The organism is Actinomadura fulvescens (assembly GCF_039533225.1).
GTDB classification, from domain to species: domain Bacteria; phylum Actinomycetota; class Actinomycetes; order Streptosporangiales; family Streptosporangiaceae; genus Spirillospora; species Spirillospora fulvescens.
In genome coordinates, this window is record NZ_BAAATD010000004.1 from 604,342 (window position 1) to 620,778 (window position 16,437).

Here is a 16,437-nt window from a genome sequence, read left to right on the forward strand (position 1 = left end):
GTCGGGTGGTGATGATTCGCCACTCCGTACAGTTCAGCGTACGGGCGTCCCGGCTTATGTTCGCGCCATGACCAGCCAGATCACCGGCGGGACCCACCGCCTGCCGCAGGAGCGCCGCGTCGTCACCGACATCCCGGGGCCGAAGTCACGGGAGTTGCAGGAGCGCCGCCTCGGCGCCGTACCGCCGGGCATCGGCAGCGTGCTGCCGGTGTACGTGACGGACGCGGGCGGCGGCGTGGTCGTGGACGTCGACGGCAACTCCCTGATCGACTTCGGCTCCGGCATCGCGGTCACGAGCGTCGGCAACGCGAGCCCGCGCGTCGTCGAACGGGTGAGGGCGCAGGTGGAGCGGTTCACGCACACCTGTTTCATGGTCGCGCCGTACGAGTCGTACGTCGCGGTGTGCGAGCACCTCAACCGGATCACGCCCGGCGACCACGAGAAGCGGTCGTTCCTCGTCAACAGCGGCGCGGAGGCGGTGGAGAACGCCGTCAAGATCGCGCGGTACGCGACCGGGCGGCAGGCGGTCGTCGCGTTCGACCACGGCTTCCACGGCCGGACCCTGCTGACGATGACGCTGACCGCCAAAAGCATGCCGTACAAGCACGGGTTCGGCCCGTTCGCGCCGGAGGTCTACCGGATGCCGCCCGCCTACGCCTACCGCTGGCCGACCGGGCCGGACGGTTGCGGACCGGAGGCGGCGGCGCAGGCCATCGACCAGATCACCAAGCAGGTCGGGCCGTCGAACGTGGCGGCCGTGGTCATCGAGCCCATCCAGGGCGAGGGCGGCTTCATCGACCACGCCCCCGGCTTCCTTCCGGCGATCGCCGGATTCTGCCGGGAGAACGGGATCATGCTCGTCGCGGACGAGGTGCAGACCGGGTTCGCGCGGACCGGCGACATGTTCGGCTGCGACCACGAGGGCGTCGTGCCGGATCTCGTCGCGATGGCCAAGGGCATCGCGGGCGGGCTCCCGCTCGGCGCCGTGACCGGCCGCGCCGAGCTCATGGACAGCGTGCACGGCGGCGGGCTCGGTGGCACGTACGGCGGCAACCCGCTCGCGTGCGAGGCGGCGCTCGCGGTGCTGGAGGACATCGAGGCCGGCGGCCTCGTCGAGCGTGCCCGATGGATCGGCGAGACCATGCTGGCGAGGCTGCGCGCCCTCGCCGACAAGCACGACGTCATCGGTGACGTGCGCGGGCGCGGCGCCATGATCGCGATCGAGCTGGTCCGCGGCGGCGGCGGGACGGAGCCGGACCCGGTGCTGACGGCGGAGATCGCGCGGCGCTGCCACGCCGCCGGGCTGCTGGTGCTGACCGCCGGGACGTACGGCAACGTGCTCCGGTTCCTGCCGCCGCTGGTCATCCCCGAGCGTCTCCTCGTGGAGGGCCTCGGCATCCTGGAGGCCGCCTTCGAGGGCTGACCCGGCTGACGGATCGGGCCGAGGGACCGGGCCGAGGGACCGGGCCGCCCTCATCGAGCGGCCCGGTCCCGCCTTCTTACGAGGTCACGTACAGGCGCTGGTCGAACACGCCAGAACCGGCGACGGTCTCGCCGCGCGCCACGGCCTGGCCGCTGCCGGTTCCGTTGGAGCCGCAGAGCCAGTCGCTGCCGGGCAGCTTGACGAGCGTGATGTTGGCGAGGGTGCCCTGGACGTCGTTACTCGAAGGCACCGGACGGCGCGGATTATCGCCGTTGTAGATGTCGAAACTCGCTCCTTCTGAATTACCGGTGCGGAAACCGTAGTAGCAGGTGCGGACACGGCCGAGGAATTCCCCTTCGAGCTTGAAGTTGAGATTTCCGGTGACGGCCAGGATGCCGTCGCGGCCGCCTTGGACCGGCGCGTGGGTGACCTGCCCGCCGACGCCCTGAAGGTTGTCGAACGTGATGGCGGGAGAGGTCTGCCCGTTGGAGGCGGTGCACGCGCCTACCGACCCGTTGGCGAGCGTGCCGGTTCCCGTGGAGGTGACGGCGCCGTTGAGCTTCGCGTCTTCGCAGGTCGCGGTGATGGTGGCGCCGAGGAAGACGATCGAGAACTTCAGCGGGCCGATGGTGGAGATCTGCCAGTTGCCGGCGTAGGGGGCGCCGGCGGCGTTGTCGCGGTGGATGGTGGTGGTGGCCGCGGAGGCGGGGACGGCGGCGAGGGCCGTGCCCGCCATCGCCGCGCAGGCGGCCAGTGAGACCGCCGCGCGGGCGGCCGGCGGTACGGCGCGTCTGACGGGGAACTGCATGGATTCTCCTCGGGGGATGGGGCATCCGGATGCGTTCCTCAACCACGTGGTTCGCCCACTGTTTGTACCGGAGTCAATGCAGAAATCAAGCTTTTGCGGGGGATTTGTCGGCCGCTGATAACGGGACCGGCGGCCGACGCTCAATTAGTTCGTCAGGACCCGCCGCCGAGCGTTGTGAAGGACGTGGCGCTACACGTTCGACGCGACGGGTGTGCCCGCGGTCGTGAGGTCGTAGAGCCCGGCGAGGATGTCGTACGAGCGGAGGCGGTCGGCGTGGTCGTGCACCATGGTGGTGACCATGACCTCGTCGGCCCTGGTGCTCTCCAGGAGGGCGTCCAGCCGGCCGCGTACCGACTCCGGGCCGCCGACGACCTGCGAGTCGAGACGCGCCTGGATGATCTCGCGTTCGATCGGGGTGTAGGGGTGCGCGGCCGCCTCCTCCGGGCTCGGCAGCGGGCCGGGCCGTCCCTGGCGCAGGCGCAGGAACGACAGGGCCTGCGGCTGGGCGAGCTCGCGGGCCTCCTCGTCGGTCTCCGCGGCGGTGACCGAGACGGCGATCAGCGCGTACGGCTCGGCGAGCGCGCCCGGCCGGAACGACTCGCGGTAGACCCGAAGCGCGGGCAGGGTGTTCTCGGCGCTGAAGTGGTGCGCGAACGCGAACGGCAGGCCGAGCAGCCCGGCGAGGCGGGCGCTGTAGCCGCTGGAGCCGAGCAGCCAGACCGGCGGCTCGTTGCCCGCGGCCGGGGTGACCTTGCTCTGCTCGCCGAAGTAGGCGCGCAGCTCGTGGACCTGCTCGGGAAAGTCGTCCACCGACAGCGCGTCGGGTGAGCGGCGCAGCGCGCGGGCGGTGGCCTGGTCGGTGCCGGGGGCGCGGCCGAGACCGAGGTCGATGCGGCGGGGATAGAGGGCTTCGAGCGTGCCGAACTGCTCGGCCACGACCATCGGCGCGTGGTTGGGCAGCATGATCCCGCCGGACCCGACCCGCATCCTCTCGGTGGCCGCCGCGACCTGGCCGATGAGCACGGCCGTCGCGGAGCTGGCGATCCCGGGCATCGCGTGGTGCTCGGCGAGCCAGTACCGGTGAAAACCGAGGCCCTCGGTGTGGCGGGCCAGGTCGAGGGTGTTGCGCAGGGCCTGGCCGGAGGTGGAGCCGCTCACGACGGGGGCCAGGTCGAGGACGGAGAAGGGAACGCTCATGAACGATGACAACCGCCCGGTGATCCGCTCTCTTCCCGGTGAGCGGCGGGTGAGCGGATCGTCACAGCGGGCGGCCCTTCAGTAGCCGTCGCCGTAGCCACCGCCGCCACCCTCACCACCACCACCACCGTCGCCGCCACCGCCGTCGCCTGTGCCGGTCGGGGTCGGTGTGGGTGTCGGCTCGACGGTCGGGGTGTGCGTGGGTGTCGGCTCGGAGGTCCGGGTGGGTCGCCAGGTGGGCGTGTGCGTGGGCTCGGGGGTGGGGGAGTAGCCGCCGCTCTCGGTCTCGGTGGGCGTCGCCGACGTCGTCGTCTCCGTGCTCTGCGAGGGCTCCACGGACTGAGACGTGGTCGCGGTGGGAAGGGGCGACTGGTCGTTCGTCTGCCGTCCCTTGGCGTCACGCTCGAACTGGGGAGCCAGCAGCACCAGGCCGGTCAGCAGTGCCGCCAGAACGGTCGCCGACACGGCCCACAAGGCCGTCCGGCCGTGCCTCTTCTTCGGCCGGGGAGCGTGGAACGGGTCGATGGTGATCTGGTGGGGGACAGGCACGTGGCGGGCCGCACCCGGCGCGGGCGCGGGCCCCGGCGGAGGGCCGGCCGGGGGCGTGAAGCCGTGCGCCGGTGCGTTGCCGGGTGCGGGAGAGAAACCGGGTGGGGGCGGGTAGCCAGGTGCGGGCGGCGTGGGCGTCGGTGCCGGAGGCGGCGGCGAACCGGGCAGGAGCGTGGGCTCGGGAGTCCGCTGTGCCGCCAGGTCGTGCCCGGCCTGGAGCATCCCGGTCATGACCCCGTCACGTTCGTGCTCAGGCGCGGCGGCAGGGAGGGGCGGCGGCGGAGCGGCATGGTGCTGCGGAGCGCGGGTGGGCGCGGGTGCATGGCGTGTGACTGCGGGCGAGCCGTGGCCGAGCAGGGACATCAGCACGTCGCGCGCCTCGGGACGCTGGGCCGGGTCCTTGATGAGGCAGCGTTCGACGATGCCGCGCAGCGGCCCGGCCAGGTCGCCCAGATCGGGTTCGCCGTTCAGGACCCGGTGGATCACCGCCGGCAGGTTGTCGGCGCCGAACGGCGTCCTGCCGGTGGCGGCGAACGCGATGGTGGCGCCCCAGGCGAAGACGTCGATGGAGGGTCCGGCGCGTTCGCCCCGTACCTGCTCGGGCGCCATGTAGACCGGGGTGCCGACCATGCCCGCCGTGTTGGTGGTCGCGTCGAGCGCCCGCGCGATGCCGAAGTCGATGACCCGGGCCCCGGCCGAGCCCAGCAGCACGTTGCCCGGCTTGAAGTCGCGGTGCACGATCCCGGCCTGGTGGATCGCCACCAGCGCCGTGATCGTCCCGACCGCCACCCGCTGCAGCGAGCCGCCGGTCAGCGGGCCCTCCCGCGAGACCTGCTGGTGCAACGACGGGCCCGGCACGTACTCGCTGACGATGTACGGCCGGCCCTCGTCCACGTCCACGTCCAGGACCTGCGCGGTGCAGAACGGCGCGACCCGCATGGCCACCTCGAACTCGCGCAGGAACCGCGACCGGGCCCGCTCGTTCTCGTTCAGCTCGGCGTGCAGCAGCTTGATCGCGACCTGCCCGCCGGTGGCCGGGTCGCGGCCCAGGAAGACGGCGCCCTGGCCGCCCTCGCCGAGCCTGCGGACCAGGTCGTAACCGCCCAGCCGAGTGGGATCGTTCGCGCGCAGAGCCGCCATGCCGTGTGCCCCGTCCCGCCGGGCTCCTCGGGCCGCCGCTGGACGACGCCAGCGATCGGACGGCCCGCCCGGTCTCCCTTCCTTCGATGCGCGCGGAACGGGTGAAGGTTCGCGCTGATTCCGGGCCCTAGGACAGGGCCTTCACCGCGATCACGACGCCGAGGGCGACGACGGCCGCGACCGGCGGGAAGACCGAGACGCTCAGCCACGACCACAGGACCATCGTCTTGGCCCGCCCGGGATTGGTCTTGAACACCTCCTCGGCGTTCGCGTAGAGCATGGCGCCGACGACGAGGAGCGGGAAGAAGACCAGCATCGTCCACAGGCCGAGAAGGAACGCGACCACCTGGGCGCCGCGCGTGTAGGTGCCGTCAGGTCCGATGCCGAGTCCGAAGCCGGTGGCTGCCGGTGCGGTGGGGGCGGCCGCGTTCATCTGTGACCTCGCTCACATAGGGGTGGCGTGATCATATGCTTCCGAACCGCGTTCGGGAAACCCCCCCGGGAGCCCAGGGGAATCCCCGGAAAACAGCGAAGCCGGACGACCCCGCGGATCGCCCGGCTTCGTTCAGGCTGACGTCAGCGCAGCCGCAGTCCGATCAGCAGGGGGTCGTGGTCGGACGAGCGGAACGCGTCCGGCTGGTAGAGCGCGGGCGGGTTGTACTCGGTGTTGTAGTCGAGGATGACCAAGGAATCCCCAGGTAGATGACCAGAAAGACCAGGCCACCAACCCCACGGGGAAACCTACGGGAAGTCCATCAGGCTGCGAACCTGGCAAACAGTCGATCCGTACGGCTCCACAGCCGTTCGTCGGGACGCTCCCAACGGTCTCCGTACTCCGTCATTGTGATCATGACATGGGAGTGGTTGAGAGCCACCTTGACCTCACCAGGCGAAGCGCCATCCTCGATCATCTTGACCGCGAAGTAGTGCCGGAGCCTGTGAGGGCCATTGCCCCTACGAGACCAGCTCAGGGAGTCCAGCACCTTGTTCCAGTGAGACAGGAAGAGTTGGCCGTACAAGACGAGCCCTGTCGCAGACACGGTGACCATCTCGACCGTTTCCTCTGGCTCGATCCCGCCTTCCCACTCCACGGTCATCGTGACCGAATTCTCTCGGTGCTTCTTGAGAGCCTCCACGGCTGCCGGATGCAGCCGGATGGTGAACGGACGTAGGGTCTCGCCCTTCTCGCCCTTGAGGCGACAGAACTTGCCGTACTGCACCTGACGATCTATGTAGGCCGTGCCCTTGTCCAGGTCGATCCGATCCCAGGTCAGGGCGAACGCTTCGCCGCACCTGATACCCGTGGTGGCCATGATGAGGACCATGGGTCGGAAGCGATGATCGACGGCCTTGAGAATGAGATCCACTTCATCATCTTCGAACGGATGGTTCTTGCTCTTCGGCTTGGGAGGAAGCTTGATGTTGTTCTTCCTGCCGATCGGCAGGTCAGTGATGACCCGATCCCGCTTGGCCTGGTAGAACAGCGCAGCTACATAGCCCATGAACATGCGCACTGTCCCCGGTGACCGGAAACTCGTCATCCAGTTGACGAACTCCTGAACGTCGGACGGTGTGATCTCGTCCATCCAGCGCCCCTCGAAGTGAGGAATGAAGTAGTTCCGGATGATGTTCTTGGCGTTCTTGACCGTGTTCGGCTTGCCGGATGATTGAAGTTCGATCCAGCGGTTGCCGTAGTCCTCAGCCTTGGCGCGCTTGCGTTCCTTCTGCTGCTTGGTGAAGTAGTCCGGATCGTTGATCTCCCGATCCTTCGCCTTGATCTGCGACTCGCAGATCTTCTTGGCGCTGAACGTCCCACCTGAGAGAAGGCGAGGCTTGCCATTCTGGGTGGCAGCCTCAGAGCCCGGTTCTTCGTACTTGAAGAACCACTTCCCATTGCGCTTGTACGGACCGAAGGTGTTGTAGTTCTTCTTCGGCACGAGACGTCCTTTCGAGAGGACGTCTCTCCGTTTCCCTGTTGACTTGTCAAGGATCGTGATCCCCAGCGAGGGGAGCCCCATCGTAGCGGCAGAGGACGGTCCCTCCAAGCCTTGATCCTGAGGTTCCCCAGGTGAGCGCAGGAGGCCCTCAGGCCTGCTGTGCAGGGCTGTCTAGGGCACTTGGACGTTCCAGGTAGCCTCAGCGCGAGCACAGTCCCCACGACCCCCTGAAGCCTCAGCTTGGCCACCCGCAACCAGGTCCGGCTTCCTCTGTTCAGCGGAGGTACACATGCCGAGAGAAGAAGACGTCCTTGCCCTTGCTCGGGCGGTCGTCAAGCACGGTGGGAATGCTCTCCTGATCAAGGAGAACAATGTTCCCGACCGTTGGGTGGCAATCGAGGAAGCAGTAACAAGCGGAAGAGCCTTCGCTGTCGAGCCTAAGCCAGGGCTGGTCGCTTTGGACCTGGACAGCGCTGAGCTTGTCGCTAAAGGCGTGAAGGTGAAGGGGTGGGCAGAGACCTACCTCCATGCTCAAACGGTTCTTGTGGCTTCAGGAGGAGACGGGCGCAGGCATCTATGGGTCTGCCTTCCATCTGCCGTGACCAAAGAAGACTTCAAAGTCGCCCTCAATGAGAACTATGAGTTCCCTTTCGAGAACATCCGTCACACGCAGGCTACGAGGCCCCCACTCTCTCCACACAGGAACGGTCTTCCTGTGTCTCTCATCGAACCGACCTCTGTTGAGGAGGCCCTAGAACGCCTAGGACCCGCCGATGGCGAAGGGAAGGCAATCCCGCCCAAGGGGCTCACCGGCAAATGGGCGAGACTCCTCAGAGACGGAGACACGGAAGGTAGATACGAAGGACGTCATCAAGCAGAGGCTGCCATCGCCCAGGCAGCCGTCAGGGTCGGGCTCTCCAAAGAGTGGTTCATCAGCCAAGTGACCGACCGACGTAACAAGGGTGGCGCCAAGACCCAAGAGATCGAAGACAGGCATGGCCGTGAGGCCGCCTTCAAGTCTGCTGGTAAGACCTACGACAACGCAGTCGGTTGGGTGACCAAGAACAATGTCACTCCCAGCTTCGATCTAGAGACCTTCAAGAAGAAGATCAGAGCCTTCCAAGAGGCGGCTGAACAAGCCACCTTCACTCGAAGCACAGACAGAGATGTTCTGTTGGCTTTGATCAGACACGCAGAGAAGCACTCCTCCTACTCGCCCATGGCGAGTGTGAGAGACCTGCACATCAAGTCCGGTAGGGCTATCGACACAGTACGTAAGGCACTTCAAAGACTCGTGGAACAAGACTGGCTCACTAAGGGCGAGCCAGTAGGAGAGACTGACACCTACACCTTCAACCTAGAAATGAGTGACAAATCTAGTACATACTCATCTCTAGGGGGGACAGAAAGAGTATGTACTAGTAATGTTGCACATCCTCTGTTCACCACCTCTAAAGGCTTGGCTGGTAGGCCTGCCGAGGTCTGGGTCAAACTACCGACGTCGTTTGTCGGCATGAGTGAAGCGGTGACGCTGACAGGTCTCAAGCCTCACCAGATTCGGGCGGCAGCGCAGAAGCTTGCAGCCTTCGGTCTCGCCGAGATTGAGAAGGGAACGGGGCCTAAGGGCGGAAACCGTTACCGCAGTGTTGACGTCAGCTCGGAGCACCTAGACCGGCTGGCCGACGAGTTGAACATCCATGAGGATCAATACCTCAAGAAGGTGCGCATCGAGCGTCAGAGGGCCGCTTATTCGGCCTCTGGGGGTTCGGCTAACCAAGAAGCAGGGTGACATCCCTTGTGGCTTCTAGGTCCTCCGTGGCCTTCTCAGGGCCACGGAGGGTGTGCCATGGCCGTCTGGTCAGCTCGACTCTTGAACAAGCGAGAAGGCTGCGACTGTGAGTCGTTGTCTGTCCGGCAGGGTCAAGCCCGCTGAGTCGTCTATGCCCTCCTGGTGAGCCAGGAGGCAGGCAACAGTGTTTAGCTTCTGTGCCCACTGTTCATAGGCCATAGCGACCGACACACCTGCAAGCCCGACAGGGCTCCGGACCGAAGTGTCTATGTCTATGAAGCTAATGCCATGCTCGGCCATCAGCCTTGCGAGAACCACAAAGGTCTCTTTGGCCTCTCCAACGGCCTGATCCAGCTGAGACATGCGAGCCGCCTTCACCGGCCGTCTTCACTACGAACGGCTGCGACGAACTGTCGCCATGCACTCCGGCCTACCAGGACCACGGGGCCATCCTGATCCATCGAGTCACGGAAAGCCACGAAATCCGTCCCGTTCGCCACCTCTACGCATCCGTCCTGGTTCAGCTCCTCACATCGTGAGGACTTGCGAAATCTCGGAGTTTCCATCGTTGACCTTCTCTCTTGGGAGCTGAGGACACGCACAGGCGAACGCCACGTACTGAATGCCGAATACCTTCACCGAGCACCAACCGGCGTCGATAATGTTGATCGCCCATTGGTAGCCAGCACGGTCCCCGGTTTGCTGGCCGTCATTGAGCAGGAGATCGCGAAGCACAGAACGTGCCGACTCTCTATCCAGCCGTTCCGGCGTGGTCTGCATGCGACCGCTGCGAGTCGTCATGACATGCCAATGGTCTGCAATGCCAGGGAACGGGCTCATTAGCCCGTAGCCGTCTTGGCATTAAGAACGTAGGTCACGCGTTCAGTCGCGCTCTCCAGGTGCCTCACAGGGCAAATGGGGGCGTTCCATGACCACCAGAAGGAGAGTTCATCGCCCCATGGGGCACAGGTGATGTCCTCCGCTAGTTGTCCGGCCTCCGCGTTGACCACCCTTAGGAAGGGAGGAGACTCCCGTGCCTGGACTACTCGGGCCGTGAACCCACGATCGCTGAGCTTCTGCCGTAGCTCATCAAGGTATGGGAGTGCGTCTGAGATGTTCATCCCCGCTGTGGTTGTGCCCATACGGTGAAGCTACGGAGCTTCGAAGGGGCAGGCCAGAGCTATTCCTGTGGTGGCATAAAGATCTCAGTGTCTGAACAGCGCTGCCCATTGGGTCAACTGTGCGCGGGCATCGTCTTCAAAGAGTGCCAGCGATGCAAACTGTGAGAACAGCTCTCGGTAGAACGTTACGTCTCTGGGGTCTCGCATCACTATCGCGCCGTTGAACGTCTCGGCGGTGGCCAGACGATTGTCATACACGGTGAAGGTGTTCATCGGTCCTCTAGGCGAATGAACGCCAAGCGGGATTACGCCTACCTGAATATTTGGCAAGTGGGACAGGGAGACCAGCCTGTCAATCTGAAGGGCCATGAGGGCAGGGGGTAGGATTGCCCAGCGGATGGCAGATTCTACGATGATGAAGTTGAACGTCTTCGACTCGTCATACAGAACCGCCTGGCGTTCGAGCTTCTTCGCTACGGCCTTTGAGGTATCTGCCGGAGAATGACTTAGGCTGGCTCGGATGTACTCCGGAGTTGCGATGAGTGCAGTTATCATCGCGGGCAGAAAGAAGCGCACCTCCCGGGCGGCTGCTTCGAGGCTTGCCAACTCGTGCTGCCGCTTCTCCAGCCCCTTGCGGAGAAGCGAGCGGACATCCTGAAACTCCGTGTTGGCCATCCTGGCCAGGGCGACGACTTCGGCTACTAGGTCTTGAGGGGCATTGACGGCTCGAAGAATGCGCTCGACATCAACTACGGAGGGCAGTAGTCTGCCCGTCTCGATCTTAGATATCTTGCTCTGACTCATGGCACACTTCAAGGCCAGGCTCTGTCCGGTGAGCCCGGCCTCTTTGCGAAGTGTCCGCAGTGTGGCGGCTAGATCGCTCTTGCGTTGCCCTAGTTCTTCCGGTTCGAGCACTAGCCTTGCCGGTACTCCGGAAATGGGATCGCGCCGTCAAGTGCAAGATCCCTGAACACTTTGTACTGTTCTATGTCCGGATCGTCGATCAGTTCGCGTCCGATCTGCGTACCGTCTGACCGGTAGAGCATCTTCACGACATGCTTCTCGTCGAACATCCAGAAGTCGTGATCTGGCAATCCTGGGTCGGGCTTATCCGTGAGATCGAGAATTCGGATGTCCTCACCCGCCTTGCAGTGAGGCCGGTAGTATTCGAACTCGAATCTCAAGTATTCGGTGAGAGGCCTGCGTACTACATGTACGCGGCCGATGGTGCGGCCAGAAGCTATGTAGCCTGTGACCCGTTCCATCCACCCCGACCAGTAGTCGTCGGGAAGCCTTTCTCCTGCGAGATATCTTGCTAGCTCATCCGCCTCCTGCGGCATGGTATAGACAGGATGCAACTCCAGTCGCCAAGCGGAGTGCTTGTAGCTGTCGAAGAAGTCTCGCCAGTCACTTCCCTCCAAGCGCACGTGCTGCCTCCAGGATGAGATTCGCTGGGATGCGGACGATCATTTCTCCGTCCGGAGTAGGAATTTGCGTCTGATGGTAGCCCTGAACGTCCACCATGCCATCGGGAGCGATAGCTATCTGGGGACAGTCATCCTCAGTGCAGTCGGGTCCCGCGATGATCCGTCCTAGCTCCATTTCTCTCCCTCTCGTCCGGCTCTGAGCACGAAATTAGGCTCAGTATCTCCGCAGGTCAACACCGCACAGGAATATTCCCGTCCTTGAATATCTGGGGTGGTGTGGCGTCCTAGCTCAAGTCCCTGACCCGTACATGGGGAGACTGCCCTACCCCGGGCGGGGCTCGTACGCAAGCCGTGGGGGTATTACCCCACCCTCCATGAGGGTGACGCTTTTGGGGGTTTTCCTAGGGGCGACTCTATGGGCGGAGGAGGGGCCTGGCCTTAAACCCACGGGGTCGAGTGGTGAGGGCGGTGCCTAGCGCTGGGGTACCTGCTCCCGTGCTGACTGTGGCTGTAGGCCGTGGGGGGAGCGTACGGACATGGCGTCGTCTGGGAGGGCCTGAGGCCGTCTCTGGTTGCCTTTCCCGGTCACCTGGTTGTCATGAGAGAGCCCCGTACGGTTGAGGCCGTACGGGGCTCTGGGATCTCCGCCTCTTGAGGGGAAACCTCGGGGAAACGGAGAGACGTAGGTCGGTTTGATCTAGGTCAGTTGGTTGGTCGGACGGGTGTTGTTCGTTGGCTTGTGTTCGTCCTGGTCAGCGCAGCCGCAGTCCGATCAGCAGGGGGTCGTGGTCGGACGAGCGGAACGCGTCCGGCTGGTAGAGCGCGGGCGGGTTGTACTCGGTGTTGTAGTCGAGGATCGTCGGCTCGTCGCTGTTGATGTGCCAGATCGTGGCGTCGGACACGCGCCGGGCCAGGCCCTTGCCCGCCAGGGCGTGGTCGAGCTCGCCCGACTGGCCGTCGAAGACGTAGCTGTAGCGCTGGGCCGCCTTGACGTGGCGTTCGGTCAGGCCGACCAGGCCGGTCGCGGTGAGCGTCCTGATCGGGTCCTCGGCGGAGTAGGCGTTGAGGTCGCCGAGGACGAGCGGGTTGTTCTCGCCCTTGGCCAGCTCCGCGATCGCCTTGGCCTGGGTGACGCGGCGGGCGTTGTAGCAGCTCTGCCCGTCGCCCTGGTCACGGTCGGGACCGGTGGCGCCGCCGCAGCCCTTCGACTTGAAGTGGTTGATGATCATGGTGAACGCGGCGCCGCCGCCGGACGCGCGCTGGAACGTCTGCACGAGCGGCGGGCGCTCGAAGACCGGCGCGGTGGACGACCGGGGCGCGCCTGCGGGCTTGAGCTTCGCGGGCTTGTAGATGAGCGCGACGTGGATCTCGTCGGTGCCCGGGTTCGGGTGCCTGATCCAGGAGTAGGCGTTCGCGCCGACGGCCGCGTTGAGCCGGTCGACGAGCGCCTTGACGGCGGTGTCGCCGTTGTTCTCGACCTCCATGAGGCCGACCGCGTCGGCGTTCAGGCCCTTGAGCGCGGCGACCAGCTTGGTGAGCTGGCGCTCCTGCTCGGCGGCGGAGTTGGCGCCGCGCCTGTTCAGCGTCGTGAACCAGTTGAGCGTGTTGAAGCTCGCGACCTTCACGTCGCCGCCGACGTTCTCGGGCTTGGCGGGGCGCGGGTTGGTGCGGGCGAAGCGCACGGTCTCGGTCGGCTGCAGCCGGTAGAGGTTGAAGCCGTAGCTCAGCACGCCGGTGAGGTCGCTGGTCGAGTCGCCGATGCGCAGCACGCGCGGGCTGGTGAACGGGACGTTCTCGGGGTTCTGCACGGTCGAGCCGTCGTCGAGCAGCACGCGGCGGGCGTTGTTGCCCGCCTGCGTCGAGCCGTGGCCGTCAGTGGGCTGGAACAGGCGGCCCTTCGCGGAGAGCGACACCTCGCCGTAGCGGCCGAGCTGGTAGGTCTCGGTCGCGGTGAGCTTCTGCTGGAAGCGCACCAGCACGCCCTCGTACGACTCCAGGCTCGTGCCGGCCCTCAGCGGGAGGCGGACCTTGGCGGGCCTCACCTTGCCGGTGCCGCACACGTCCACGGCCGTCACCGGGGAGAGCTCGGTGAGGCCGTTGAACTCGATGGCCTTGCCGGTGGCGAGCACGCGGTCGCCGACCTTGACGTCCTTCGTCGAGTAGACGAACAGGCCGTCGGAGGTCCCGGCGTCCCGGTCCGGGGTCTCGTCCTGGAGGAAGAACCCCTTGAGCTGGTCGCCGGCCTGGAAGTCGCCCGTGACGACGCCCTCCACCCGGACGGTCTGGCCGCTGACCGGGCTCGCGTCACCGGCGCCCTGGACCTGGGCGATCTGGTGGGTGGCGGGGGTGGAGCACGGACCCGGCTCCGCCGCCTGTGCCGCGTGGAGTCCGGCCGTGGTGACGAGGCCGGCCGCCAGCGCGGTCGTGAGTGCTGCTGCTGTTCGACGCATGCGCCGGACACTAAAGCTGACGTGGCCTGATCCGGCGAACGAACGGTGAAGTTGTCACCAATTTGTCATTGATTGCGAAATACGCCCCTCGCGCGGGAAAGCTCGCACGGGAAACACCGCCGCCGTGGCGCGCGATACTCCGGCGGAGGTGGGTGGCCTTGGGGCAGGAGTCACCGGTCGGAACGCAGTTCGCACGCACCCGCGACATCGTCGTCGTCGCGGTGCTCATGCTGCTCCTCGCCGCCGCGCTGGTGGTCGTCCTCATCCAGGCGTGGCCGCCGGGCGCCACGCGCGTCGGCCAGGAACCGCCCGCGCACAAGGCGGTGCGGCTCTTCGGCTGGTCGCCGAGGGTCTCCCGCGAGACGAGCCTGTTCGTCATCGTGCTCGCGGCCGGGGCGATCGGCGGCACCGTGCACGCCCTGCGCTCCCTCTACTGGTACGTCGGCAACCGGACGCTCAAGCGCAGCTGGCTGATGATGTACCTGTTCCTGCCGTTCATCGGCGCGGCGTTCGGGCTCATCGTCTACCTGGTGCTGCGCGGCGGGCTGACCTCGCCCGCGGGCGGCTCCGCCGAGATCAACCCGTACGGGATCACGGCCATCGCGGCGCTGGTCGGGCTGTTCTCGCAGGAGACCGCCGAGAAGCTGCGCGCGGTCTTCGCGACGCTGTTCGCGCCCGCGCAGGCCGGCCGCGACCAGGCGCTGCCGCCGCAGGTCCGGTCGATCGAGCCCGCCGCCGGGCCGGTCGGCGGCATGGTCACCCTGCACGGCGTCGGGCTCGGGGCGGCCACGACCGTGCGCTTCGGGACGGCGGACGCCGCGGCCACCGACGTGTCCGACGAACTGGTGCGCGTCACCGTCCCGCCGGGCGCCGCCAGCGGCCGTCCCGTGGTGGTCACTCCGGCGGGGTCGGCGGTCAGCCCGATGGAGTTCACCGTCGAGTGACCTGTGGGGAGGGCTTCGAGGCGTGCGGGGCGCTCGTCAGCGGTCGCCCGGCGTCGGCCAGTGCTCGTGCCACATGTCGTGGACGGCTCCCGGCAGCACCCTCGGCAGCTCGTAGGCGACGCGTTCGTCCTCGGTCTTCACCTTCACCAGGCCGAGCTCGTCGGCGCCCGCGGCCGCGCCGAGCTGGACGCTGGTCTGGTACGTGGCGCGGCGCAGGTCGTCGGGCCCCGCGACCAGGCAGGTGAAGCGCTCGCCCTTCAGGGCCTCGGCCGGGATCGCGTGCCCGACCGCGAGGCTGTTGGAGACGACGACCCAGCTGCCCAGCATGGTCACCTCGCGCTCGGCGGCACCCCGCTCCCAGCGGTACTCCAGGATGGGCTTGGAGAAGATCGGCACCAGCAGGTGCGAGACCCCGCAGGCGCGCAGCTCGCGTTCCCAGTCCATCGAGCGGCTCAGGTCCTCGCAGATGAGCACCGCGAGCCGGCCCAGGTCGGCGTCCACCAGGCGCACCTTCGAGCCCGGCGTCATGTACTCCTCCGCCGGGCCCGCCGCCGGCGCGTTCGGCAGCCGCCACAGCTCGATCTGCGGGGTGTCCAGGATGAAGCAGGCCATCTTGTCCTGGACGAGGATGTCATCGCCGGTCCAGCGGTCCAGGACAACCGCGCGGTTGGGCGGCGGATCGCCGCCGCCCACCGGGCCGGTGCCGAGCAGCAGGTAGCGCAGCGGGCTGCGCCGGTCGGCGGTCTGCCAGATCAGGTCGCGCCAGTGCTCCAGCAGCTCGTCGTCCAGCGTCGCCTCGGGCAGCACGGCCAGCCGCGCGCCGGACTCGTCCAGCCGGTCGAGCACCTGCTTGATCCGGTTGCGGAGGGCGTCGGAACCGCGCGGGCGCAGCTTGTAGACGGTCATGCCGTGGCGTCGCTCGAAGTCGATCCGGACGTCCTCGTACGACTCCAGGAGCGGCGCGCAGGCCACGGGCACCGGCCGGTCGCGGTTGACGTAGGCGTCCTTGGCCGGTGAGAGCACGTGGTGCTCGACCGACTCCCACTGCTCGGGCGGCACGCGGTGCACGCCGAAGAACTCGTCCTTGCGGCGCAGCCCGATCGGGCGGCCCGGGTAGGCGCAGCGCGGCAGCAGCGCGCCCGCCGTCTTCTCGGGGTTGTTGAGCAGGTGGCCGCGCTCGTACTCCGATCGGTAGGCGAGCCAGCTCATCGCGCCGCTCTGGTGGTAGGGGCCGTACGGGTTGACGTGGGCGAGCGCGATGTCGAGGCCCAGCAGGATCGTGAAGCGGCCGCGGTGGCCGTCGCGGGCGACGATCCGGCCGACGTCCTCGGGGGCCAGCTCGCCGTACTCCAGCACCGCGTCGGCGATCTTGGTGGCGAGGTTCTGCACGACGGAACTGCCGTACCACTCCATGACCCGCCAGCCGCGGAAGAGCGAGTCGGGCAACTCGTCGTAGAGGACGACGAAAAGGTCTGCGGGGTCTGCAGGGTAGGGCGCGACGGCGGGTGCCGTCAGCGGGTCCGTCATGGTGGTGCGTCCGGGGATAGGGGTGGGTGTAGCGGAAGTCACCTTCGGTCGGTCGATGGTAACTCCCGCTGACCGGAGTACTCAGTGTCATGTGATGCAGAACGACCGCCGAAAGTTGGCGACGC

Annotated in this window: 15 protein-coding genes; 3 read left to right on the plus strand and 12 right to left on the minus strand. The window is 66.5% G+C overall.

Features of this window, described 5'->3' with window-relative positions; all coding sequences use genetic code 11:
* The first annotated feature begins 67 nt into the window (after positions 1-67).
* A complete protein-coding gene (gabT, locus tag ABD333_RS18425; RefSeq protein WP_344542428.1) occupies positions 68-1,423 on the plus strand; it encodes a 4-aminobutyrate--2-oxoglutarate transaminase in 1,356 nt (451 codons plus the stop codon).
* A 76-nt stretch (positions 1,424-1,499) separates the two neighbouring features.
* Here gabT and ABD333_RS18430 read toward each other — a convergent pair whose 3' ends face one another.
* From ABD333_RS18430 to ABD333_RS18450, 5 genes are all read right to left on the minus strand, one after another.
* Positions 1,500-2,231 (minus strand): hypothetical protein, encoded by a 732-nt coding sequence (locus ABD333_RS18430; protein ID WP_344542429.1) that lies wholly within the window; start codon positions 2,229-2,231, stop codon positions 1,500-1,502.
* A gap of 189 nt (positions 2,232-2,420) precedes the next feature.
* Positions 2,421-3,428, minus strand: coding sequence for an LLM class flavin-dependent oxidoreductase (locus ABD333_RS18435; RefSeq protein ID WP_344542431.1), 1,008 nt, complete (start codon positions 3,426-3,428; stop codon positions 2,421-2,423).
* Positions 3,429-3,506: 78 nt separating this feature from the next.
* The gene (locus ABD333_RS18440) at positions 3,507-5,117 is read right to left on the minus strand and encodes a serine/threonine-protein kinase (protein WP_344542433.1); all 1,611 of its coding nucleotides are present in this window, start codon (positions 5,115-5,117) and stop codon (positions 3,507-3,509) included.
* A gap of 127 nt (positions 5,118-5,244) precedes the next feature.
* Entirely contained in the window at positions 5,245-5,550 is a 306-nt protein-coding gene (locus ABD333_RS18445) for a hypothetical protein (RefSeq protein ID WP_344542434.1), read from the minus strand.
* Positions 5,551-5,872: 322 nt separating this feature from the next.
* Positions 5,873-7,054, minus strand: coding sequence for a tyrosine-type recombinase/integrase (locus ABD333_RS18450; protein WP_344542436.1), 1,182 nt, complete (start codon positions 7,052-7,054; stop codon positions 5,873-5,875).
* 289 nt (positions 7,055-7,343) lie between these two features.
* Between ABD333_RS18450 and ABD333_RS18455 the strand changes: the two genes are divergently transcribed.
* Positions 7,344-8,843, plus strand: a complete 1,500-nt coding sequence (locus ABD333_RS18455; protein WP_344542437.1) for a hypothetical protein — start codon at positions 7,344-7,346, stop codon at positions 8,841-8,843.
* A 69-nt stretch (positions 8,844-8,912) separates the two neighbouring features.
* Here the strand turns inward: ABD333_RS18455 and ABD333_RS18460 are convergent, their stop codons facing one another.
* The 6 genes from ABD333_RS18460 to ABD333_RS18485 all read right to left on the minus strand — a co-directional run bounded on the left by ABD333_RS18460 (position 8,913) and on the right by ABD333_RS18485 (position 13,841).
* Positions 8,913-9,206 carry a hypothetical protein gene (locus ABD333_RS18460; protein ID WP_344542439.1) on the minus strand — a complete coding sequence of 98 codons (294 nt, stop codon included), beginning with the start codon at positions 9,204-9,206 and terminating at the stop codon, positions 8,913-8,915.
* An 11-nt stretch (positions 9,207-9,217) separates the two neighbouring features.
* Positions 9,218-9,409 (minus strand): DUF397 domain-containing protein, encoded by a 192-nt coding sequence (locus ABD333_RS18465; protein WP_344542441.1) that lies wholly within the window; start codon positions 9,407-9,409, stop codon positions 9,218-9,220.
* A complete protein-coding gene (locus ABD333_RS18470; RefSeq protein WP_344542664.1) occupies positions 9,372-9,644 on the minus strand; it encodes a hypothetical protein in 273 nt (90 codons plus the stop codon). Before ABD333_RS18470 ends, ABD333_RS18465 begins: the two co-directional genes overlap by 38 nt.
* A 404-nt stretch (positions 9,645-10,048) precedes the next feature.
* Positions 10,049-10,879 (minus strand): helix-turn-helix domain-containing protein, encoded by an 831-nt coding sequence (locus ABD333_RS18475; protein WP_344542443.1) that lies wholly within the window; start codon positions 10,877-10,879, stop codon positions 10,049-10,051.
* On the minus strand, positions 10,879-11,391 hold the full coding sequence (locus tag ABD333_RS18480) for a DUF6879 family protein (RefSeq protein ID WP_344542444.1): 513 nt from the start codon (positions 11,389-11,391) through the stop codon (positions 10,879-10,881). Before ABD333_RS18480 ends, ABD333_RS18475 begins: the two co-directional genes overlap by 1 nt.
* A 752-nt stretch (positions 11,392-12,143) precedes the next feature.
* Positions 12,144-13,841 (minus strand): ExeM/NucH family extracellular endonuclease, encoded by a 1,698-nt coding sequence (locus ABD333_RS18485; RefSeq protein ID WP_344542445.1) that lies wholly within the window; start codon positions 13,839-13,841, stop codon positions 12,144-12,146.
* A 158-nt stretch (positions 13,842-13,999) separates the two neighbouring features.
* Between ABD333_RS18485 and ABD333_RS18490 the strand changes: the two genes are divergently transcribed.
* Positions 14,000-14,785, plus strand: a complete 786-nt coding sequence (locus ABD333_RS18490) for an IPT/TIG domain-containing protein (RefSeq protein WP_344542447.1) — start codon at positions 14,000-14,002, stop codon at positions 14,783-14,785.
* Between the two features lie 36 nt (positions 14,786-14,821).
* On the opposite strand, the gene ABD333_RS18495 is transcribed toward ABD333_RS18490, so the two are convergent.
* Positions 14,822-16,312, minus strand: coding sequence for a hypothetical protein (locus ABD333_RS18495; protein ID WP_344542449.1), 1,491 nt, complete (start codon positions 16,310-16,312; stop codon positions 14,822-14,824).
* Between the last annotated feature and the right edge of the window lie 125 nt (positions 16,313-16,437).